The organism is Simplicispira hankyongi (assembly GCF_003570885.1).
Taxonomy (GTDB): Bacteria; Pseudomonadota; Gammaproteobacteria; order Burkholderiales; family Burkholderiaceae_C; genus Simplicispira; species Simplicispira hankyongi.
Window position 1 is genome coordinate 121,537 of record NZ_QXJC01000003.1, and the last position, 20,613, is coordinate 142,149.

At 64.9% G+C, this 20,613-nt stretch carries 22 protein-coding genes; 19 read left to right on the top strand and 3 right to left on the bottom strand.

What is annotated here, in order from left to right:
- Position 1: 1 nt before the first annotated feature.
- From D3F03_RS07280 to D3F03_RS07305, 6 genes are all read left to right on the top strand, one after another.
- Entirely contained in the window at positions 2 to 3,118 is a 3,117-nt protein-coding gene (locus D3F03_RS07280) for an efflux RND transporter permease subunit (RefSeq protein ID WP_119108739.1), read from the top strand.
- 34 nt (positions 3,119 to 3,152) lie between these two features.
- Positions 3,153 to 3,587, top strand: coding sequence for a hypothetical protein (locus tag D3F03_RS07285; RefSeq protein ID WP_119108740.1), 435 nt, complete (start codon positions 3,153 to 3,155; stop codon positions 3,585 to 3,587).
- Between the two features lie 101 nt (positions 3,588 to 3,688).
- Positions 3,689 to 4,165: an OsmC family protein gene (locus D3F03_RS07290; RefSeq protein WP_119109432.1), complete on the top strand. Its 477-nt coding sequence runs from the start codon at positions 3,689 to 3,691 to the stop codon at positions 4,163 to 4,165.
- A 219-nt stretch (positions 4,166 to 4,384) separates the two neighbouring features.
- Positions 4,385 to 5,344: a chemotaxis protein gene (locus D3F03_RS07295; RefSeq protein ID WP_119108741.1), complete on the top strand. Its 960-nt coding sequence runs from the start codon at positions 4,385 to 4,387 to the stop codon at positions 5,342 to 5,344.
- A 191-nt stretch (positions 5,345 to 5,535) separates the two neighbouring features.
- Positions 5,536 to 6,033 (top strand): hypothetical protein, encoded by a 498-nt coding sequence (locus tag D3F03_RS07300; RefSeq protein ID WP_147414713.1) that lies wholly within the window; start codon positions 5,536 to 5,538, stop codon positions 6,031 to 6,033.
- Positions 6,034 to 6,105: 72 nt separating this feature from the next.
- On the top strand, positions 6,106 to 6,816 hold the full coding sequence (locus D3F03_RS07305) for a DUF4124 domain-containing protein (RefSeq protein ID WP_245960538.1): 711 nt from the start codon (positions 6,106 to 6,108) through the stop codon (positions 6,814 to 6,816).
- Positions 6,817 to 6,832: 16 nt separating this feature from the next.
- Here the strand turns inward: D3F03_RS07305 and gshA are convergent, their stop codons facing one another.
- Both gshA and D3F03_RS07315 read right to left on the bottom strand, forming a co-directional pair.
- Positions 6,833 to 8,347: a glutamate--cysteine ligase gene (gene gshA, locus D3F03_RS07310; protein ID WP_119108743.1), complete on the bottom strand. Its 1,515-nt coding sequence runs from the start codon at positions 8,345 to 8,347 to the stop codon at positions 6,833 to 6,835.
- A gap of 101 nt (positions 8,348 to 8,448) precedes the next feature.
- Positions 8,449 to 9,357 carry an SDR family NAD(P)-dependent oxidoreductase gene (locus D3F03_RS07315; protein ID WP_119108744.1) on the bottom strand — a complete coding sequence of 303 codons (909 nt, stop codon included), beginning with the start codon at positions 9,355 to 9,357 and terminating at the stop codon, positions 8,449 to 8,451.
- 99 nt (positions 9,358 to 9,456) lie between these two features.
- Here D3F03_RS07315 and D3F03_RS07320 point away from each other — a divergent pair, with 99 nt between their 5' ends.
- Positions 9,457 to 10,341 (top strand): NUDIX hydrolase, encoded by an 885-nt coding sequence (locus D3F03_RS07320; RefSeq protein WP_119108745.1) that lies wholly within the window; start codon positions 9,457 to 9,459, stop codon positions 10,339 to 10,341.
- A 3-nt stretch (positions 10,342 to 10,344) separates the two neighbouring features.
- On the opposite strand, the gene D3F03_RS07325 is transcribed toward D3F03_RS07320, so the two are convergent.
- Positions 10,345 to 11,256, bottom strand: a complete 912-nt coding sequence (locus D3F03_RS07325; protein WP_119108746.1) for an aminotransferase class IV — start codon at positions 11,254 to 11,256, stop codon at positions 10,345 to 10,347.
- A gap of 100 nt (positions 11,257 to 11,356) precedes the next feature.
- Here D3F03_RS07325 and D3F03_RS07330 point away from each other — a divergent pair, with 100 nt between their 5' ends.
- From D3F03_RS07330 to trhP, 12 genes are all read left to right on the top strand, one after another.
- On the top strand, positions 11,357 to 11,638 hold the full coding sequence (locus D3F03_RS07330) for a DUF427 domain-containing protein (RefSeq protein ID WP_119108747.1): 282 nt from the start codon (positions 11,357 to 11,359) through the stop codon (positions 11,636 to 11,638).
- A gap of 377 nt (positions 11,639 to 12,015) precedes the next feature.
- On the top strand, positions 12,016 to 12,636 hold the full coding sequence (locus D3F03_RS07335) for a DUF938 domain-containing protein (RefSeq protein WP_119108748.1): 621 nt from the start codon (positions 12,016 to 12,018) through the stop codon (positions 12,634 to 12,636).
- A gap of 24 nt (positions 12,637 to 12,660) precedes the next feature.
- A complete protein-coding gene (locus D3F03_RS07340; RefSeq protein ID WP_119108749.1) occupies positions 12,661 to 12,966 on the top strand; it encodes a 2Fe-2S iron-sulfur cluster-binding protein in 306 nt (101 codons plus the stop codon).
- 145 nt (positions 12,967 to 13,111) lie between these two features.
- Positions 13,112 to 14,248: a bifunctional 3,4-dihydroxy-2-butanone-4-phosphate synthase/GTP cyclohydrolase II gene (gene ribBA / locus D3F03_RS07345; RefSeq protein WP_119108750.1), complete on the top strand. Its 1,137-nt coding sequence runs from the start codon at positions 13,112 to 13,114 to the stop codon at positions 14,246 to 14,248.
- A gap of 3 nt (positions 14,249 to 14,251) precedes the next feature.
- On the top strand, positions 14,252 to 14,716 hold the full coding sequence (gene ribH, locus D3F03_RS07350) for a 6,7-dimethyl-8-ribityllumazine synthase (protein ID WP_119108751.1): 465 nt from the start codon (positions 14,252 to 14,254) through the stop codon (positions 14,714 to 14,716).
- A complete protein-coding gene (gene nusB, locus D3F03_RS07355; protein ID WP_119108752.1) occupies positions 14,713 to 15,246 on the top strand; it encodes a transcription antitermination factor NusB in 534 nt (177 codons plus the stop codon). The genes ribH and nusB overlap by 4 nt, the downstream gene beginning before the upstream one ends.
- Positions 15,243 to 16,427, top strand: coding sequence for a pyridoxal phosphate-dependent aminotransferase (locus tag D3F03_RS07360; protein WP_119108753.1), 1,185 nt, complete (start codon positions 15,243 to 15,245; stop codon positions 16,425 to 16,427). The genes nusB and D3F03_RS07360 overlap by 4 nt, the downstream gene beginning before the upstream one ends.
- A gap of 5 nt (positions 16,428 to 16,432) precedes the next feature.
- Positions 16,433 to 16,846: a YbgC/FadM family acyl-CoA thioesterase gene (locus D3F03_RS07365; RefSeq protein WP_119108754.1), complete on the top strand. Its 414-nt coding sequence runs from the start codon at positions 16,433 to 16,435 to the stop codon at positions 16,844 to 16,846.
- The gene (tolQ, locus tag D3F03_RS07370; RefSeq protein WP_119108755.1) at positions 16,843 to 17,547 is read left to right on the top strand and encodes a protein TolQ; all 705 of its coding nucleotides are present in this window, start codon (positions 16,843 to 16,845) and stop codon (positions 17,545 to 17,547) included. Before D3F03_RS07365 ends, tolQ begins: the two co-directional genes overlap by 4 nt.
- Positions 17,548 to 17,559: 12 nt before the next feature.
- A complete protein-coding gene (locus D3F03_RS07375) occupies positions 17,560 to 17,982 on the top strand; it encodes an ExbD/TolR family protein (protein ID WP_119108756.1) in 423 nt (140 codons plus the stop codon).
- A gap of 28 nt (positions 17,983 to 18,010) precedes the next feature.
- Positions 18,011 to 19,018, top strand: coding sequence for a cell envelope integrity protein TolA (gene tolA / locus D3F03_RS07380; protein ID WP_119108757.1), 1,008 nt, complete (start codon positions 18,011 to 18,013; stop codon positions 19,016 to 19,018).
- A gap of 74 nt (positions 19,019 to 19,092) precedes the next feature.
- Positions 19,093 to 20,472 carry a prephenate-dependent tRNA uridine(34) hydroxylase TrhP gene (trhP, locus tag D3F03_RS07385; protein WP_119109434.1) on the top strand — a complete coding sequence of 460 codons (1,380 nt, stop codon included), beginning with the start codon at positions 19,093 to 19,095 and terminating at the stop codon, positions 20,470 to 20,472.
- Positions 20,473 to 20,613: the final 141 nt, after the last annotated feature.

A 20,613-nucleotide genomic window follows, 5' to 3' on the forward strand; every position in this document is an offset into this window, starting at 1 on the left:
CATGTTCGCCTTTCTGATCCAGACCAGCCTGCGCCAGCGGCTGATCGTACTCGGGGTCTCGCTGCTGCTGGTGGTCTACGGCGTGCTCACCGTGCGCCAAATGCCGGTGGACGTATTCCCCGACCTGAACAAGCCTACCGTGACGCTGATGATCGAAGCCGGCGGCATGGCCCCCGAAGAGGTCGAGCAGCTCGTCACCTTCCCCATCGAGTCGGGCATGAACGGCATGCCGGGCGTGACGCGGGTGCGCTCGGTCTCGGGCGTCGGCCTGTCCATCGTCTACGTCGAGTTTGAATGGGGCTCGGACATCTACAAGAACCGCCAGCAGATCGCCGAGCGCCTGAACCTGGTGCGCGAACAATTGCCACCTGGCGTGGTGGCGCAAATGGGGCCGATCTCGTCCATCATGGGCGAAATCCTGCTCATCGCCTTGCCCGCCGACCCCGCCAAGGTCAGCGCCATGCAGGTGCGCGAGTACGCCGACTGGGTGATGCGCCCGCGCCTGCTGACGATTCCGGGCATTGCCCAGGTCACGCCCATAGGCGGCGAGGTGCGCCAGTACCGGGTCGAAATAAAGCAAGCGCAGCTCCAGGCACTGGGCGTGGAGCGCGAAAAACTCGAAGCCGCGCTGCGCGACTTTGGTGCCAACACCAGCGGCGGTTTTCTGGAGTCCGAGGGACGCGAATACCTGATCCGCCAGATCGGCCGCACCAGCCGTCTGCGGGACCTGCAAAACGTGGTGGTCGCCGTCAAGAACGGCCAAGCCATCCTGCTGCACCAACTGGCCGATGTGAAGATAGCACCGGCCGCCAAGCGTGGTGACGGCGGCTACAACGGCAAGCCGGCGGTCATCCTGTCGGTACAGAAGCAGCCCGGCGCCGACAGCGTGACGCTGACGCGCGAGGTCGAGCAGGCGCTGGGCGAACTGAAAAAAAACCAGCCCGCTGGCATCGAGGCTCCGAAGTTCCTGTTCAAGCAGGCCGATTTCATCGAACACTCGGTGCGCAACGTCCAGGAAGCCCTGCGCGACGGCGCCATCCTGGTGGCGGTGGTGCTGTTCCTGTTCCTGCTCAACGTGCGCACCACGCTGATCTCGCTGACCGCGATTCCGGTGTCCCTGCTGGCGACGGCGCTGGTGTTCCACTACTTCGGCCTGTCCATCAACACCATGACGCTGGGCGGCCTGGCCATTGCCATTGGCGAGCTGGTGGACGACGCGGTGGTCGGGGTGGAAAACGTGCTGCGCCGGCTCAAGCTCAACAGCGCCCTGCCCCAGCCGCGCCCCGCAGCGGCGGTGATCGCCAGCGCCACGCTGGAAGTGCGCTCGGCCATCGTCTATGCCACCGCCATCATCGTGCTGGTGTTCGTCCCACTGTTCGTGCTCCCGGGCATCGAGGGGCGCTTGTTCACCCCGCTGGGCGTGGCCTACATCGTCTCGATCCTGGCGAGCATGGTGGTGTCCGTCACGCTCACGCCAGTGATGGCGTACTACCTGCTGCCGCGCATGAAGCAGATGGGCCATGGCGACAGCGCCCTGGTGGCCCATCTCAAGCGCTGGGACGCACGGCTGCTGCACTGGTCTTTCGGCCACTCGGGCATGCTGCTGGCCGCGGCGCTGCTGGCCGTGGTGCTGGCGGCCGCCACGGTGCCCTTCTTTCCGCGCGCCTTCCTGCCCGATTTCAACGAGGGCACGCTGACGGTGAACGTGGTGCTCAACCCCGGCACCTCGCTGGCCGAATCCAACCGCATCGGCGCGCTGGCCGAGGAGATCGTGGCCGGAGTTCCCGAAGTCACGCAGGTGGGCCGGCGCACCGGCCGCGCCGAACTCGACGAACACGCCGAAGGGGTGCACTACACCGAGATGGACGTGGATCTCAAGCCCTCGGCACGCAGCCGCAGCGCCATCATCCAGGACATCCGCACGCGCCTGGGCGTTCTGCCGGCGGCAAGCAACGTCGGCCAGCCCATCTCGCACCGGCTTGACCACCTGCTCTCGGGGGTGCGGGCGCAGATCGCGCTCAAGGTGTACGGCGACGACCTGGCCACCCTGCGCACGCTGGCGGCCGAGCTGCGCACGCGCCTGGCCAGCGTGCCGGGCCTGACCGATCTGCAGATCGAGAAGCAGGTGCTGATCCCTGAGATCAAGATCCATGTGGATTACGATCAGGCCGCGCGCTACGGCGTGGCGCCGGGCACACTCCTGCGCTCACTCCAGCAAATGGTCGAAGGCGAACGCATCACGCAGATCGTCGAAGGCAACCGGCGTTTCGACCTGGTGGTGCGCCTGCCCGAAAGCGGTCGGGGCCTGATGGCGTTGCAAAACCTGCTCATCGAAACCCCCATGGGCGCTGTGCCGCTCGCCAAGCTCGCGACGATCGAGGACGGCGACGGCCCCAACCAGGTCAGCCGCGAGAACGCGCGCCGCCGCATCGTGCTCTCGGCCAACACCGACGGCAGCGACATGGCGCGCGTGGTCGCCGGCATTCGCGCGGAAATCGCCGCCAAGGTGCTTCCCGAAGGCTATTCGGTAGCACTTGAAGGCCAGTTCCAAGCGCAGGAGCAGGCCTCACGGCTGATTGCCCTGCTGGCACTGCTGTCGCTGACCATGGTCTTCCTGGTGCTGTACAGCCGGTACCGTTCGACGGCGCTCACCCTCATCATCATGGGCAACATTCCGCTGGCACTGGTGGGCAGCGTGATCGCGCTGTGGATTTCCGGCCAGCCGCTGTCGGTGGCGGCGCTGGTGGGCTTCATCACGCTCACCGGCATCGCCACGCGCAACGGCATTCTCAAGATCAGCCACTACATCAACCTGTGTGCCTTCGAAGGCGAACACTTTGGCCGGGCGCTCATCGTGCGCGGCTCGCTTGAGCGCCTGACGCCGGTGCTGATGACCGCGCTGGTGGCCGCGTTCGCGCTGGTACCGCTCCTGGTCTCGGCCGACGCGCCCGGCAAGGAGGTGCTGCACCCAGTGGCCGTCGTGATCTTCGGCGGCCTGGTCAGCTCCACGCTGCTCGACACCTTCCTGACGCCGCTGATGTTCTGGCGCTGGGGCCAAAAGCCCCTGGCACGTCTGCTCGCCGCGCGCAGCACCGATGGCCCGCAAGAGAGTTTCTGATTCTTCGACCCCCGACTTCTACAAGGAGCAACCCATGAAAAAGATCTTCTGGTTCCCCACCCTGGCCATGGCCAGTCTGCTTGCCGCCGGCAGCGCCCTGGCGCACGACGACGCCTACCTCGACACCCAGCAGGCCCCCCATGGCGGCCAACTGCGCATGGCGGGCGTGTACCACTTTGAACTGGTGCTGGACCACAGCAGCCCCGAACCCAAGGACAAGCCGGTGCGGGTCTACCTGACCGACCATGCGGGCCAGAAGATCAGCACGGCGGGCGCCACCGGCACCGTCACGCTGCTCTCGGGCAAGACCCGCGCCACCGTAGCGCTCACACCCGACGGGGACAACCGCCTGAAGGGCGCCGGCACCTACGCGTCCCCCCCCGGGCTCAAGGCCGTGGTGTCGGTCACACTGGCTGGCAAGGCACCCGAGCAGGCGCGCTTCACGCCGCTGGCCGGCGCCGCGAAGTAGACAAGTGCCTTCCAGAGGCTGAGAATATGAGCAAAAATAGCCTCTAGCGCACTGTTTATATGCAGTTGCAGCTATTTTTTCAATAGCAAATGGAGAACTGCATGGCGGAACATGGGGCCGACATCCTGTGGGAACGGGGCGAACAGGACTTTTTGGGCCAGCGCTACAGCCGCCGGCACCACATCCGTTTCGATGGGGGTATCGAGATCGCCGGCTCGTCGTCCCCGCATGTGGTGCCGCCGCCCTGGTCCGACGCATCGGCGGTAGACCCTGAAGAGGCCTTCGTAGCGTCTCTGTCGAGTTGCCACATGCTCTGGTTCCTCTCGATCGCCGCCCAGCACGGCTTCTGCGTGGACCGCTATGCCGACGCTGCCTGCGGCGTCATGCAGAAGAACGCCGAGGGCAGAATGGCCATGACCGTCGTCACGCTGCGCCCCGAGGTCAGGTTTTCCGGCACTACCCTGCCCACGCGCGACCAAATCGACACCCTACACCATGAAGCCCACGAAGCCTGCTTCATTGCCAACTCGGTCAAGACCGAGGTGCGCTGCGAACCGGTCTACCAGCCGGCGCCGTAGCCATGCTTACGGAATAAGTAAGCAAAATCAGCATCCAGCGCTTACTCCATATGGTTTCAGCGCTATCAAATCACCATAGAAGCCGTATGCAGCGCCACCGTGGTCACATGCATGGGCTCCGGCACACGCGGGTATTGCCTGAGAATCTCCCGCGCCGTGCTCGGCTGGCGCCCCTAGAATTTGCCTATTCGCGTCCATAGCGCGCAAAGGACCTCTTCCATGAAAACAGCCCAGCAAGAAATCGACGAGCGGACCAACCTCACCGGCAGCAACAAATTCGAGCTGTTGCTGTTTCGCCTGGGCACCGACAGTGCGCTGGGCCAGTCGGAGCTCTTTGGTATCAACGTCTTCAAGATCCGCGAAATCGTCGCCATGCCGGTCATCACGCCCATCGTGGGGGGTTCACCGCATTCGCTGGGGGTGGTCAACCTGCGTGGGCAAGTGATTCCGGTGCTTGATCTGCCGTCCATCGTCGGCTGCACACCGAAAACGGGCCTGAACATCATGCTGGTGACCGAATTTGCGCGCACCACCCAGGCCTTTGCGGTGGAGTCGGTGGAAGACATTGCCCGTCTCGACTGGAACCAGGTGATGTCGGCCGAGTCGAGCGGCGCGGCCGGAAAACTCGTCACCAGCATTGCGCGGCTGGACGGCAACACCGACAACACGCGCCTGGCGCAGGTGCTCGACGTCGAAGCCATCCTGCAAATGGTCTCGCCATCCGACGAGCACCAGGTGGACCCACAGAAGGTAGGCGCCAAACTGTTGCTCAGGCCTGGCACCATCGTGCTGGCAGCCGACGACTCCTTCGTCGCGCGCTCGCTCATCGAGCAGGAGCTCACGGTGCTGCAGGCGCCCTACGAGATGACCAAATCGGGCAAGGAGGCCTGGGACCGGCTCAATATGCTGGCGGATGCCGCCGAGGCCGAAGGCAAAACAGTGCTCGACAAGGTCGCCCTGGTGCTCACCGATCTGGAAATGCCGGAAATGGATGGGTTCACCCTCACACGCAACATCAAGCAGAGCGCGCGTCTGAGCGGCCTGCCCGTGATCATCCACTCTTCGCTCTCCGGTTCAGCCAATGAGGACCATGTGCGCAGCGTGGGCGCCGATGGCTACGTGGCCAAGTTCGTCGCCGAAGACCTTGCCAATGCGCTGCGTAAGGTCCTTCTTTCCTGATCGAACGTTCAAGCAGCAATGCGGAGACATGCTGCAACATCTGACAAGCGCAGGCAAAGACTGCGCAATGTAGGTTTTGGCCGTCAACCACAGGCCTCGCAACAGCGTATAAGCAGGGATGAGTCCCGCCGCACAGCGTTTGTGCCGTGGAATCCACTAGCCATGGGCCGCCTCGCTACCGGAGCACCGATATGACGTCAAACCACGTTTCCAAACTTGCCGCAACTGCCGTGCTGCTGGCAGCCGCCACCGGCTGCGCCGTACCAGGCGACCCGTATTACTCGGGTGGGTACGCACCCACCCCGGTGTACGGGGCAACCACCATCTATGAATCAGGCGCCTACCCGGCGTATCCCGCTTATGCGGATCGCGATCGCGAAGACCGCTGGGAAGATATGCGCAATGATCGAGAGCGGCGCGCCTGGCGCGAGCGCCAGGCAGAGCGCGAGCGCGAGCGCGTACAGCGGGCGCGCGACGAACAGGCACGGCGCGACCTTGAACGCCAACGTGACCAACGCGACCAATGGGCGCGGCAACAACGCGAGCGCGACCTTGCGCAACGCCAGCGCGAACAGCGTTCCCGCGCCACTCGCAACGACCGCAACTCCGACGGCAGCCCGCGCACCGACTACGACCGCTACAACCCATCGACAGGGGCCTGGATGCCGCGTTCGGAAGACATGCCCTGAACACACGTTCCAGCCAGGCTGAAAGACTCCAGTCAGTCCAGTCAGCGCAACACGCCCATCCAGGAGGTTTACTTGACCCACGCGCACAAGTTCCACAAGTTCCTTGTCCCGCTGGCGTCTGTGTTTTGGGTCGCTCTGGGCGTGCTGTCGCCCTTTGAGGCGGCGTCCGCCCAGGTTCTGCGCTGCACCGACGCGCGCACGGGCAAGGTCACCTATACCGACTCCGCCTGCGACAGCGGTACGCAGAGTCGGGAAGTTCAGCCGCGCAAGAGCCCAGAAGAGCTGGCGCAGGAACGTGCACAAGGCGAAGAGGCAGCCCAGCGCATGCGCGAGCGCCTGGCCGCCGAGGCAGCCGCCACCCAGCAGCGTGAAGCGCAGCAGGCCCGTGAAGAGCGCGAGGCACGGCGCGCACAGCGAGGTACCAGCGCAGCCGACTATGCCAACAGCGCTGCTTGCGCCAACGCCCGCCGTGCGCTCGATGCCGTCGCCGCCAGCGTGGCGGGGAGTGCAGAGGATCAGTCGGCCCGGCTGGACACCGCGCAGCGCCAGATGGAACTCTCCTGCCTAGGCCCAGAGGGCTATGCGCGCGCCGAAGCTGCACGTGCCAATCGGCCGCAGGTCGTGGTGGTGCAACCGCCCGCCTGGCCCGTGCACCCCCGGCCGCCCCATCAGCCCAATCGTGCGGATCGCCCGTATATCAAGGGATGCACTTCATTTACCTGCACCGACAGCAACGGCAAGCGCTACCCGCGCACCGGGCCCGGTAGTTTTGACGGGCGTTGAGCCTGGAAACAACTGCTCAACCCAGATTTTCAGGCGACATATAGGCAACCCGCCACTCTTCAAACGGTTGGCTGTCGGCTGACTCAATGGTTTTTTGCTCTTCCCAGGACTGCGCCGCCATGTGCTCGAAACGGGCCTGTTCTTGGGCCGGCCAGGGCATGGCCAGCAGCGCCTCTTGGGCCTTGCCAGAGCATTGCGCCGCAAAGCGCACATAGCTGTTGTGGTGTTCACTCGCCATGGCATCAAGCACGCGGGCAGAGGGAGTGGTGTGCGCTGCAGCGAGCGTGCCGCGCGCAGCGGACAGGGCTTTTGCAAACCCATCACCGCCATGCGCGGTGTCCAGCGCCTGGGCGTAGGGCACGCATTCCTCCAGCACTTGCGCTGCCCATTCGGTCAATGGCACGGAGCGCCCCCGACGCAGCAGGTGCAGACCGGGTTCACGCCCCCGGGCAGCCGTCAGGTGCTGGTTGTGCTTGATTTCCGTGATCTCGTCCGGCGTATCGTGTGGGCTATCGGAAAGGAGGCAATGCAGCAAAAACACGTCCAGCACCCGCATGGTCTCGGCCGTGATGCCCACCGGGACGAACGGATCCAGGTCCATGAGCCGCACTTCCACGTATTCGACGCCACGCTCACGCAGCGCGTGCAGCGGGCGCTCGCCAAGGCGAATCACCCGCTTGGGTCGGATGGTGCCGTAGAACTCGTTCTCGATCTGCAGCAGGCTGGTGCCTAGCTGGTTGTAATCGCCCCCCGGGTTGCGTATGCCCACCGCCTCGTAGGCGGGGTAGGGCTGGGTCAGTGCCTGGTGAAGCGATTGCGCGTAGCCATCAAGTCCGTTGTAGCTCACCGCCAGCGTAGCCTGCGCGTCGCTCTGGTAGCCCAGGCGCCCCATGCGCAGCGATGTGGCATGCGGCAGGTACAACGCGTCCGGCCCGAGCGTTTGCAAGGCATGCGGCCGGCCTTGGGCAAAGCATGAACACAGTGCGGGCGAGGCGCCGAACAGGTACAGCAGCACAAAGGCGTGGCGCCGGAAATTGCGAATCAACGCGAAATACTGCTCGCTGGTGACGCCGGGCATCGACCAGTTGTAATGGATGCCGCAAATGGTCTGCATGCGCCGACCGTAACGGTGGCCCAGACCCATGCGGTAAATACTCTTGGCGCGACCGACGTTCGAACTGCCAAAGCGCGCCAGCGGAATCGTCTCGTCGGTCGGCAATCGGCACGGCATGCTCGACGCCCACACGCGCTCGTCGCCCTGGGCCGCCAGCGTCCGGTGCACAAATTGGTGGATGCGCGTGAGCTCGTCCAGACAATCGTCAATCGCCAGGTGCGCGCCGGTGACCAGCTCGATCTGCGATTCGCTGTAGTCGGTGGTGATGTGCGGGTGCGTCAGCGCCGATCCCAGCGCTGCGGGGTGCGGCGTCAGGGCCAGATCGCCCGCAGGCTGTACGCGCAATCCCTCTTTTTCAATGCCGCGGCGGATGCCCAGGAGGGGTTGCGCACGAAGGGTGTCCTGCAGGGAGCTCATGAATGGCGGGCCGATGGCGTGTTTTTGGGTTCGCGGAACTTAGCACGCGGCCCGCAGCCGTGCGCAGCGCAGGGAAATTCGGCTGCGCCCCTCTCGCGCCATCAGCGGCGCGCGGCCATGGCCTTCTGCACTTCGAGCGCGCCCTGGGCGCCTCCGTTGGCCGGCACCTGCTCACCCTCGCGCGCAGTGACTTCGGCCAGGCGGGCAGCGAGTTGCTCGGGCGCATCTGGCCCTGTGCCGATGTAAACGCCTTGCGTCATGGTGACGTGCGCCGCCTCGAAACTGCCTGCGCCCGCACACAAGGTGGTCCGGGTGGGTGCACTCTCATGCGCCAGCACCAGCATGGCCGGCACCACGGCCTCCGGCGCCAGCATGGCCAGCACTTCGGCCGGCATCAGCCCCTCCGTCATGCGCGTGGCAGCCGTGGGCGCCAGTGCGTTGACGTGGATGTGGTGCTTGGCGCCTTCGATGGCCAGCGTCTGCATCAGCCCGACCAGCGCCAGCTTGGCGGCGCCGTAGTTGCTCTGGCCGAAGTTGCCATACAGGCCGGTGGAGGACGTCGTCATCACAATGCGACCGTATTCCTGCGCCACCATGTGCGGCCAGACCGCCTTGCAGCAGTGCGCCGCGCCCATCAGGTGCACATCGACCACGGTGCGAAAGTCCGCCATGTCCATCTTGGCGAAGCTCTTGTCGCGCAGGATGCCAGCGTTGTTCACCAGCACATCGACCCGGCCCCAGGCGTCCACCACCTGCTGCACCATGGCCTGCACGGCGGCGAAGTCGGTCACCGAAGCACCATTGGCCAGCGCCTCACCACCGGCAGCGCGAATCTCATCGACCACTTTCTGTGCGGCGCTGACCGAGCCGCCCTCGCCATGCACGCCGCCGCCCAGGTCGTTGACCAGCACCCGAGCGCCGCGCGCTGCCAAAGCCAGGGCGTGCGCCCGGCCCAAGCCGCCACCCGCACCGGTCACGATGGCCACGCGGCCTTTGAAATCCAATTCCATTTTTCAACTCCAGTAAAAAACTTGACCGCGGGTACTGTAGCGGGACATAGCAAGTCGGCGGTTGCCGTGCGAGACTGTGCGCTTTACTCGCCACCAACCATGCAAGCTGCTGCCCCCACCAGCCAGGAAACCCCACGCGACTCGGCCAGCATCATGCTGTTGCAGGATGCACCAGCGGGGATGCAGGTCTTGCTGCTGCGCCGCCATGCCAAGGCATCCAACATGGCGGGCGTGTACGTGTTTCCGGGCGGCAAACTTGACCCCGAGGACCAGTGGGACGATGGGGCGCCACAACTGGACCAGACCCGCCAGACACTCGCCAGCGCGCTGGCCGAGCCAGGCACGCCGCCCGAGCGGGCTGCGGCGCTGTACGTTGCGGCCCTGCGCGAAGCGGTAGAGGAATGCGGCCTGCTGCTCGCTGAACCCACCGCTGGTGGCCAGCCCCTGGATGCCGCGGCGGCCCGGGCGCGGCTGCGCGGCGGAGAAACCTTTACGTCCATGCTGCAGTCCCTGGCGCTGCGCCTGCAGACCCGGGCCCTGGTGCCGTGGTCGCGCTGGATCACGCCAGTGGCGCCAAGCATGGCGAGCCGGCGCTTCGACACCCGATTTTTCGTCGCCCGCGCACCCCAGGGCCAGGTGGCGCGCCACGACAACCAGGAAACGGTCGACACGCTGTGGGTGGCGCCGCGCACCGCGCTGGAGCAGTACCGCGATGGCGCCATCGACCTGGCACCGCCGCAAATCATGACGCTGGCCCACCTGGCACGGCACGCCAGCGTGGCGCAGGTGCTCGAAGCAGCGCTGCGCCAGCGCCCGCCCACCATCCTGCCGCAGGCTTTTGACGACCACGGCAGCCGTGTCATCTGCTACCCCGGCGACGAGCGCCATGCGGTGCGCGAGCGTGCCATGCCTGGCCCTACGCGCTTGCTCTACCGCGAGCACCGCTTCTATCCGGAACGCGGGTTCGATGCCTTGTTTGAATAAACGTCACAGCGCATACTGAACCGCGCGGCGGTAGCGCGGGTCATGGTGCCACGCCCAATAAGTGGCGGTGAGTTGTCGCGTCACCGGCCCCACACACCCGTCGCCCACGGCTTTGCCATTGATCCGCGTGACCGGGAGCAAACCGCCGCCCGAACTGGAGACGAATGCCTCACGGGCCTCTTGCAGTTCCTGAACGGGCAAGGTCCGCTGCTCCAGCGGCACCCCGAGAGCCTGCGCCATCTCAAGCACCGTGCGGCGCGTGATGCCTTCGAGCACCCCCTGATCGGGCGTGACCAGAACCCCTTGCGCATTGAGGCAGAACACATTGAAGCCCGGGCCTTCGACCACGTGGCCCGCACCGTCGGTCAGAACCACCGTGTCGCCACCCGCATCCAGTGCGCCAAGCAGGCCCATGGTCAGGTCGTTCCAGTGGTAGTTCTTGGCGCGGGGATCGACGCTGCTCGCGGGAATACGCTGCACATCGCTCACCATGAGGTTCAGGCCCCGCGTGCGCTGGGCCTCGTCGGCAATCCAGACAAATGGCACGGCAAAGGCATAGAACTGGTTAACCGCTTGGCGTGGGTCGCGCGAGCCCCAGGGCGGCTGGCCACGCGTGGCAATCATTTCGACGTAGCTGTTGCGCAGCCCCGAGAGGCGCACGCACTGTTCAAGCACCTCGGTGATCTGCTCTGGCGAGCGCCCAGGATCGAGGCGAAAGCTCGCGCAGCTGCGTGCGAAGCGTTCAAGGTGTGCGTCGAGCCGAAAGAAAGCGCCCTCCCAGACGGTCACTACATCGTAGGTGGCGTCGGAGCGCAAAAAGCCCCAATCGGTCAGGGGGATGGCTGCATCGGCAATGGGCACGTACTGGCCGCGCACATACGCCACGCCTTGGGAATAATCAGGTGCTGTCGTCATGCGGCTATTCTGGCCGTTTCAGCAAGCTGCGGGTGACCCGCAGAGCTGTGTACTCCGAAACCCCCTCCATGCAGCCACGCGCTGCCCATAAGGAAGCACCATGAAAGCCGTCTGGAATGGCATCACCGTCGCCGAGAGCGACGACACCGTCGTCGTCGAAGGCAACCACTATTTCCCCGAGAACGCGCTCAAACGCGAATTTTTCACTTTCAGCAACCACAAGACCATGTGCCCGTGGAAAGGTCAGGCAACGTATTTCTCGCTGCTGGTGGACGGCGAGATGAACCCGGATGCCGCCTGGACCTACGCCGATCCCAAGCCCGAAGCCGAGCAGATTCGTGGCCGCGTAGCCTTTTGGAAGGGCGTCACCGTGGCGCCTTGAGGCCATGCAATGTCGGCACGCGTTGTCCCCGCAAAAACTGGACAATCATGTGGATAAGCCGGGGAAGCATCGGTATGGCAGCCGCAAGCCATTGATCTACAATAGTTTTTATTGCATCGCTTAAATTTTTTGCAGCTTGCCACATGCGCTTGCAACGCAGTTATCCCGCCAGACACTGGACAATGCTGGGGATAACTTCTGCTAAGCCCTGTACGGCCGGCGCAAGTGACTGGTACACAAGGGTTTGCTACCCAGTGCCTGCTTTTTGACCAGCTCCGCATCCCCAGCGCCATCCAGGTATTCGTGCTCTAAACTATACTTTTCATAGCTGTAAGCGCTTATGGATACTGCGCTAGAGCCTTATTTCTTTATAAATTTTGACCCCCCTCCAGCACAGCCCGGCCGCCGAACGCAACAGCGCGGCCATTCTTGAGCAGCTGCGCGCGCTCCTAGGCAGCACCGGCGAGGCCCTGGAAATCGCCAGCGGTACCGGCCAGCATGCTGCCACCTTCGCAGCGGCTCTGCCCGGCTGGCATTGGCAGCCCAGCGATTGGCAGGCCGATGCCTTCGATTCCATCGCCGCCTGGACGAGCCAATCCGGCGCCCACAACGTCCGCGCCCCCGTGCTGCTCGACGTGCGCGCCGCCAGCTGGCCGGCGGACGGGCCCCCCTTTGGGCACCCGTTCGATCTGATCTATTGCGCCAACATGCTGCACATCGCGCCGTGGGAATGCTGCGCAGGGCTGATGCAAGGCGCGGCCCGGCACCTGGCACCGCAGGGCCTGCTCGTGACCTATGGCCCTTATCTGGAAGACGGGGTGCCCACTGCCGCCAGCAACCTGGCCTTCGATCAGAGCCTGCGCGAGCGCCATCCTGCCTGGGGGCTGCGCGCCCTCGCGGCCGTGCAAGTGCAGGCGCAAAGCGCCGGCCTGCAGTTGCGGGAGCGCTGCGCCATGCCCGCCAACAATCTGCTGCTGGTGTTTGGCCGATCGCTTTGAAAGCCCTACCCTGTTCCCGCTCCCATGACCACACCGCCAACCATTCCCCCTTTCTTCACCGCCCTCATTCAGCCGGAAGGGCTCACTTGCGACGCCTGGCCCGAGCAGCCCCTGCTGCTTTCCATGGAGCAGGGCGGCATCGACTGGGAAAGCTCCTGCCGCAACGGCACCTGCCGCACCTGCATTGGTCGACTCATCTCTGGCGAGGTGCGTTACGCCATCGAGTGGCCGGGCATTACCACCGAAGAAATGCAGGCCGGCTGCGTGCTGCCCTGCGTGGCCTACCCGACATCCGACGTGGAACTACAGCCGGGCGAGCCCTTCCCGTAAAATCACGGGTTTTCCCGGCCGCACAGTGCGGCCCGGTTGCGGCAGCGCCGCAGCGCATGTTCTTTGGATGGCTGGCGGGCGTGGCACCCGGCCCGCCAGGAGTGTGCAGCGCGCACCGCTACGCCTCATTTGCTGAAAGCATCCCATGAACGCACCCCTTCCCGCATCTGCTGCCGCTACAGCCTCCATTTCGCCGGTAGAAGACATCGTGGCGGAAATCCGCGCCGGGCGCATGGTCATCCTCGTCGACGAGGAGGACCGCGAAAACGAAGGTGACCTGGTGCTTGCTGCCGACCATGTCACGCCCGAAGCCATCAACTTCATGGCGCGCTTTGGCCGCGGCCTGATCTGCCTGACGCTGACGCGTGAGCGCTGTGAATTTCTGAAGCTCCCGCCGATGGCCGCACGCAATGGTGCGGCCTACAGCACCGCTTTCACCGTGTCCATCGAGGCCGCCGAAGGTGTCACCACCGGCATCTCGGCCGCCGACCGCGCACGCACGGTGCAAGCGGCTGTCGCGCGCCATGCAAAGGCCGAAGATCTGGTCCAACCCGGCCATATCTTCCCGCTGCAGGCGGTGGACGGCGGCGTGCTGATGCGCGCGGGCCACACGGAGGCCGGCTGCGACCTGTCGGCCATGGCCGGCTGCAGCCCCGCCGCCGTGATCTGCGAGGTGATGAAGGACGACGGCACCATGGCGCGCCTGCCCGACCTGCAACTGTTCGCAGCCGAGCACGGCATCAAGATCGGCACCATTGCCGATCTCATCGAGCACCGCAGCCGCACCGAATCGCTGGTGCAAAAAGTCGGCACGCGCACCTTGCAGACAGCGGCCGGTGAATTCGTTGCACACGCCTTTCGCGACATTCCCAGCCAGTCGCTGCACATCGCCCTGGTGCGCGGCCAGTGGCAAGCGAGCGATTCGGTGCCCGTGCGCGTGCACGAGCCGCTCTCGGTGCTGGACGCGCTGGAAGTCAACCGGGCCATGCACACCTGGGGGCTGGACACCAGCCTGGCCTACATCGCCCGCCAGGGCTGCGGCGTGGCGGTGCTGCTCAACTGCGGCGAAAGTGCCGAGCAATTGCTGGCGCAGTTCGACGGCACAGCGCGCGCGGCGCATGCGCCCGAGCGCGGCCGCATGGACCTGCGCACCTACGGCATTGGCGCGCAAATCCTGCGCGAATGCGGCGTGGCGCGCATGCAGCTCATGGGCCAGCCGCGCCGCATGCCCAGCATGGCGGGCTACGGGCTCGAAATCACTGGTTACATCCCTAAGGAATAAGCAATGTTCGGCGCAGACAAAGGAACCGCAGACAGGCAGGACGGCAGCAAGCTGCACGTCGCCATGGTGCAGGCACGCTTCAACGAAGGCATCACCAACGCGCTGGCCGAGGCCTGCCGTACCGAGCTGCTGGCGCTCGGGGTGCAGGAAAAGCACATTCGCCACATCACCGTGCCGGGCGCGCTGGAAGTGCCCACCGCCTTGCAGGCACTGGCCGAGCAGGACGAATACGATGCGCTGATTGCGCTCGGCTGCATTATTCGCGGCGAAACCTACCATTTCGAGCTGGTGGCCAACGAATCCGGCGCAGGCGTCTCGCGCATTGCGCTGGACTACCACCTGCCGGTGGCGAATGCCATCCTGACCACCGAAAACCTGGAACAAGCCATCGCACGCCAGCACGAAAAGGGGCGCGACGCCGCCCGCGTGGCCGTGGAAATGGCCAACCTGATGGAGACCCTCGAATGAGCGATGCCTTGCCCGAAACCGCCGCTCCCGCGCGCAAAGGCGCTGCCGGCACCGGTGGGCGCCGCGCGTCAACCAAATCAGCCCGCAGCCGTGCCCGTGAATTCGCACTGCAGGCGTTGTACCAGCACCTGGTCGGGCGCAACGACGCGGCGGCCATCGACAGCTTTACGCGCGATCTGGCCGGTTTTAACAAATGCGACTCGGTGCACTACGACGCGCTCTTGCATGGCTGTGTGGAAGGCGCCGAGCAACTCGACGCGCTCATCGTGCCGCTGCTCGACCGCAAACTGGCTGAGATATCGCCCATCGAGCGCGCCGTGATGTGGATGGGGGCTTACGAGTTCCAGCACTGTCTCGATGTGCCCTGGCGCGTGGTGCTCAACGAATACATCGAGCTGTCCAAGGATTTCGGCGGCACCGACGGCTACAAGTACGTCAACGGCGTGCTCGGCGGCCTGGCACCCCAACTGCGTGCGGCCGAAGTGGCCAAGGACCAGGGGAGCGTGCGCACGTCCAGGGCCGCGCCATGAGGGTCTCTGCGCGCGCGCAGCGCATCGAGCCGTTCTACGTGATGGAAGTGGCCAAGGCGGCGCAAACGCTGGCGCATGCTGTGGCGGGCGGCCCCGAGCCGATGATCTTCCTCAACATCGGCGAGCCCGATTTCACCGCGCCGCCGCTGGTGCAAGAGGCCGCCACCCGCGCCATTGCCGATGGCGCCACCCAATACACCCAAGCGCTGGGCATGCCGGCGCTGCGCGAACGCATCAGCGGCTGGTACGCCGAGCGCTTCGGCGCCCACATACCGGCGCGGCGCATTGTCGTCACCGCCGGCGCGTCGGCGGCTTTGCAGTTGGCGTGCCTGGCGCTGATCGAATCGGGCGACGAAATCCTCATGCCCGACCCGAGCTACCCCTGCAACCGCCATTTCGTCAGTGCTGCCGAGGGAACGGCGGTGCTGATCCCCACCACGGCCAGCGAACGCTACCAGCTCAGCGCCGACAAGGTACGCGCCGCCTGGACCGCACAGACCCGCGGCGTGCTGCTGGCGTCCCCATCGAACCCCACCGGCACTTCAATTGCGCCCGATGAACTGCGCCGCATCCACGGCGTGGTACAGGAGCACGGCGGCATCACGCTGATCGACGAGATCTACCTGGGCCTGTCGTACGAAGCGCAGTTCGGTCACACCGCGCTGGCCATTGCCGACGACATCATCAGCATCAACAGCTTCAGCAAGTACTTCAACATGACAGGCTGGCGCCTGGGCTGGATGGTGGTGCCCGAGCAGCTCGTGCCAGTCGTCGAGCGACTGGCACAAAACCTGTTCATCTGCGCCAGCACGGTCGCGCAGCATGCCGCTCTGGCCTGCTTCGAGCCCGCCAGCATCGCCGAATACGAGCGCCGCCGCACCGAATTCAAGGCCCGGCGCGATTACTTCATTCCTGAACTGCAGCGCCTGGGCCTCGACGTACCCGTGCTGCCAGACGGCGCCTTCTACGCCTGGGCCGATGGCACGCAGGCCGCCACTCGGCTGGGGGTGCAAGGCAGCTGGGACCTGGCCTATGCGCTGATGGACCGCGCCCACCTGGCCGTCACGCCGGGGCGCGACTTCGGTACGCACGAGCCCGAGCGCTTTCTGCGCTTTTCCACCGCCAGCTCCATGGACCACCTGCAAGAAGCCGTGCGTCGGCTGCGGGCCTTGCTGGGCTGACAAGCATGGTGTTCGAATTCCCTGTGCGGGTTTACTGGGAAGACACGGATGCCGGCGGCATCGTGTTCTACGCCAATTACCTCAAGTTCTTTGAGCGTGCCCGTACCGAGTGGCTGCGTGCCCTGGGCATCGGCCAGCACGGTTTGCGGGAACAAAGCGGCGGTATGTTTGTCGTAAGTGAAGCGCGCCTGAGCTACCACGCACCAGCGCGCCTCGACGATGCACTCATTGTTACTGCTGAACTCATGGACAAAGGCCGGGCATCCCTGACAATCCGACACCAAGCGCTATTGAATAATGAGCATTCTGGTGCACAGAGAAGTCTTCTCTGTGCAGGCCAGGTGCGCCTCGGCTGGGTGGACGCCACCAGCCTGCGCCCAGCGCGTATCCCTTCTGCCCTTCTGGAAATCCTTTCATGAATTCGCAAGACATGTCCATCGTCACCCTGGTGCTGCACGCAAGCTGGGTGGTGCAGTTCGTCATGCTGCTGCTGCTCAGCGTGTCGGTCGCCAGCTGGGCCGCCATTTTTCGCAAACTCTTCGGCTTGAAGCGCGTCAAGGCACTGAACGAAGATTTCGAGCGTGAGTTCTGGTCGGGCACCAGCCTGAACGACCTGTATGCCAGCGCCGCCAGCAGTACCCAGGATATCGGCCCCATGGAACGCATTTTCGCCAGCGGCATGCGTGAGTTCCAGAAGCTGCGCGAGCGCCATATTCAAGACGCAGGAACCCTGCTCGATGGTGCGCGCCGTGCTATGCGCGCCAGTTTCCAGCGCGAAATGGACGTCATCGAATCCAGCCTGTCGTTCCTCGCCTCGGTGGGCTCGGTATCGCCCTACGTGGGCCTGTTCGGCACGGTGTGGGGCATCATGCACGCTTTCACCGGCTTTGCCGGCATGCAGCAGGTGACGTTGGCCACCGTGGCGCCCGGCATCGCCGAAGCGCTGGTGGCGACGGCCATTGGCCTGTTTGCCGCCATTCCTGCCGTGGTGGCGTACAACCGCTTCGCGCGTGATATCGACCGCGTGGCGAACCACCAGGAAACCTTCATCGAAGAGTTCTCCAACATCTTGCAGCGCAACCTGGGCGCGCACCCTGCGGTGCCAGCCACGGCCCATTGAAGGAGCTGCGCCATGCCTGCCATTGCCTCGCGCGGCCGCGGCCGCCGCACCATCAACGAGATCAACATGGTGCCGTTCATCGACGTGATGCTGGTGCTGCTCATCATCTTCATGGTGACGGCGCCCATGCTGACGCCGGGCATGATCGACGTACCCAGCGTGGGCAAGAGCAAGAACATGCCGCCGGTGGTCGCGCAAATCATCGTGAACAAGGATGGTTCGCTGCAGCTCAAGACCCCGGCGGCGACGCGCACCATGAACACGCGCGAAATCGGTGACGCCGCACTCGCCTGGCAGAAAGACCAGAGCAAGGACACGGCAGTCGTCATCGTCGCCGACAAGGGCGTGCAATACGATTCCGTGGTCAAGGCCATGGCCGCACTGCAGAAGGCCGGCGTGCAGCGCGTGGGCCTGTCCGTAAAACAAGGCGGTTGACCGCGCCCTACCCGTTTTAGACAACCGCATGCACGCCCACGACGACCGCGATCAATTTACGCCCCCCCAGCCCCCAGGCCGGGCGCGCGCGGTGACGCTTGCCGTACTGGCGCACTTGCTTTTGCTTGCCGCGCTAACCTGGGGCGTTGCCTGGAAGAACGGGAGCGACCAGCCGGCAGTGGTCGCCGAACTCTGGTCTGCCGTACCACAGCAGGCGGCGCCACGCGCAGAACAACCGCCTACGCCTCCTACCCCTCCCACACCGCCGACACCCCCCAAGCCGCCCACGCCCGAGCCGGCGCCTGTACCGCAGCCGCCCAAGGTCAGCCCACCACCCCCGCCACCGCCGCAGCAGGCACAACCCGACCCGCGCGAAGCCGACATCGCCATCGAACGCGAAAAGAAGCGTCTGGAGAAGGAGAAGCGCGAGCGCGAAGACAAGCAAAAACTCGAACGCGAGAAGAAGCTCAAAGAGCAGCAGCGCCTGGACCAGGAAAAGAAGGACAAGCTCGCCAAGGAGCAGGCTGCACGCGAGCAGGCAGCGCACGACAAGCTCGTCAAAGAACAGGCCGCGCGTGAACAGGCAGCGCGCGACAAAGAGCAAAAACGCGTAGCCGAAGAAAAGCGCAAAAAAGACGAGGCCATCGAAAAGGCCAACGCCAAGGCCGCCGAAGATCGCCGCCAGGAAAACATCCGCCGCATGCAGGGTCTGGCAGGCGCCAGCGGTGCGCCCACGGCAACGGGCACCGCTCTGCATGATTCCGGCCCCTCGGGCGGCTACGGCGGCCGCGTAGCCGCCAAGGTCAAGCCCAACATCGTCTACCCCGACGCGGTGAGCGGCAACCCGCGCGCCGAGGTCGAAGTGCACACCTCGCCCGACGGCACCATCCTTTCCACACGCCTGACCAAATCCAGCGGCAATGCCGCCTGGGACGACGCCGTGCTGCGCGCGCTGCAAAAAACCGCGTCACTGCCACGGGATGTGGACGGGCGCGTGCCCCCATCCCTCGTGATTGGCTTCCGGCCGCAAGACTGATTCCACAACGCAAGCCCCGGTGCGCGGCAATGGCGCACCCCCATGCCGCTTCGTCCGAAGCCGAGGAACTGCCCATGACCCGCCCCGCCCCAGAACTCCTTTTGCCCGCCGGCTCGCTCGAACGCATGCGCGCCGCCTACGACTTTGGCGCCGACGCGGTGTACGCCGGCCAGCCGCGCTACAGCCTGCGCGCGCGCAACAACGAGTTCCGCATCGAGCAGATCCAGACCGGCATCGAAGAAGCCCACGCACGCGGCAAGAAATTCTTTCTGACGAGCAACCTGCTGCCGCACAACGACAAAGTGCGCACCTACCTGCGCGACATCGAGCCCATCATTGCCATGGGCCCGGACGCGCTCATCATGGCCGACCCCGGCCTCATCATGCAGGTGCGCGAGAAGTGGCCCGAGGTGGCGATTCACCTCTCGGTGCAGGCCAACACCACCAACTTCATGGCAGTGAAGTTCTGGCAGAAAGTGGGCATCACGCGGATCATCCTGTCGCGCGAACTGAGCCTGGACGAGATCGAAAAAATCCGCCAGGAATGCCCCGACATGGAGCTTGAAGTGTTTGTGCACGGCGCCCTGTGCATTGCCTACTCGGGCCGCTGCCTGCTCTCGGGCTACTTCAACCGGCGCGACCCCAACCAGGGCGCTTGCACCAACGCCTGCCGCTGGAATTACGCCACGAAAGAGGCGGCCGTAGACCCCAACACCGGCGAAGCCATGGCGGTGCGCATGGAAGGCGATTTCAACTTCAACAAGGCGCAGGAAGACGAGAACGCGGCCTTTTCCGGGTGCGGCGACGGCCAGCGCCACCCGCTGGCCGACAAGGTGTACCTGCTGGAAGAAAAAGAACGCCCCGGCCAGCTCATGCCCATCATGGAAGACGAGCACGGCACCCACATCATGAACAGCAAGGACCTGCGTGCGGTCGAGCACGTGCAGCGTCTGGTCGATATCGGCGTCGATTCGCTCAAGATCGAGGGCCGCACCAAGAGCGCGTACTACGTCTCGCGCACCGCACAGGTCTACCGCCGCGCCATCGACGACGCCATGGCGGGCCGCCCCTTCAACCCGGAGCTCATCACCGAACTCGAAGGCCTGGCCAACCGTGGCTACACCAGCGGCCTGCTGGAGCGCCGCCCGGCCCACGACTACCAAAACTACGAAACCGGTAGCTCCGAATCCAGGCGCAGCCAGTATGTGGCCCAGGTGAAGAGCGTGGCCGATGGCTGGGCCGAGGTCGAAACCAAGAACCACTTTGCCGTGGGCGACCTGCTGGAGATCATCCACCCCAGCGGCAACCGCACCGTGCGGCTGACCGAGATGCAAAGCGTTGAAGGCGAGGCCCTTCAGGTGGCGGCCGGCAGCCCGCTGCGGGTGCGGATTGCGCTCACCGGCGAGGTGCAAGGCGCGCTGTTGGCCCGGGTATTCGAGGCTGAAAAAGTTTAGGTTAAATTGGCCTCTAGCGCTTATCCCATATGCGCTGGCAGCTTCTTTTTAAATAGCATTTAACAAGCAGGCGCATCTCATCCACACGGGGGTTTTTGGTCGAGATCCAGCGCGCTCTTTTTGTGCCTGTATTCATTCAAA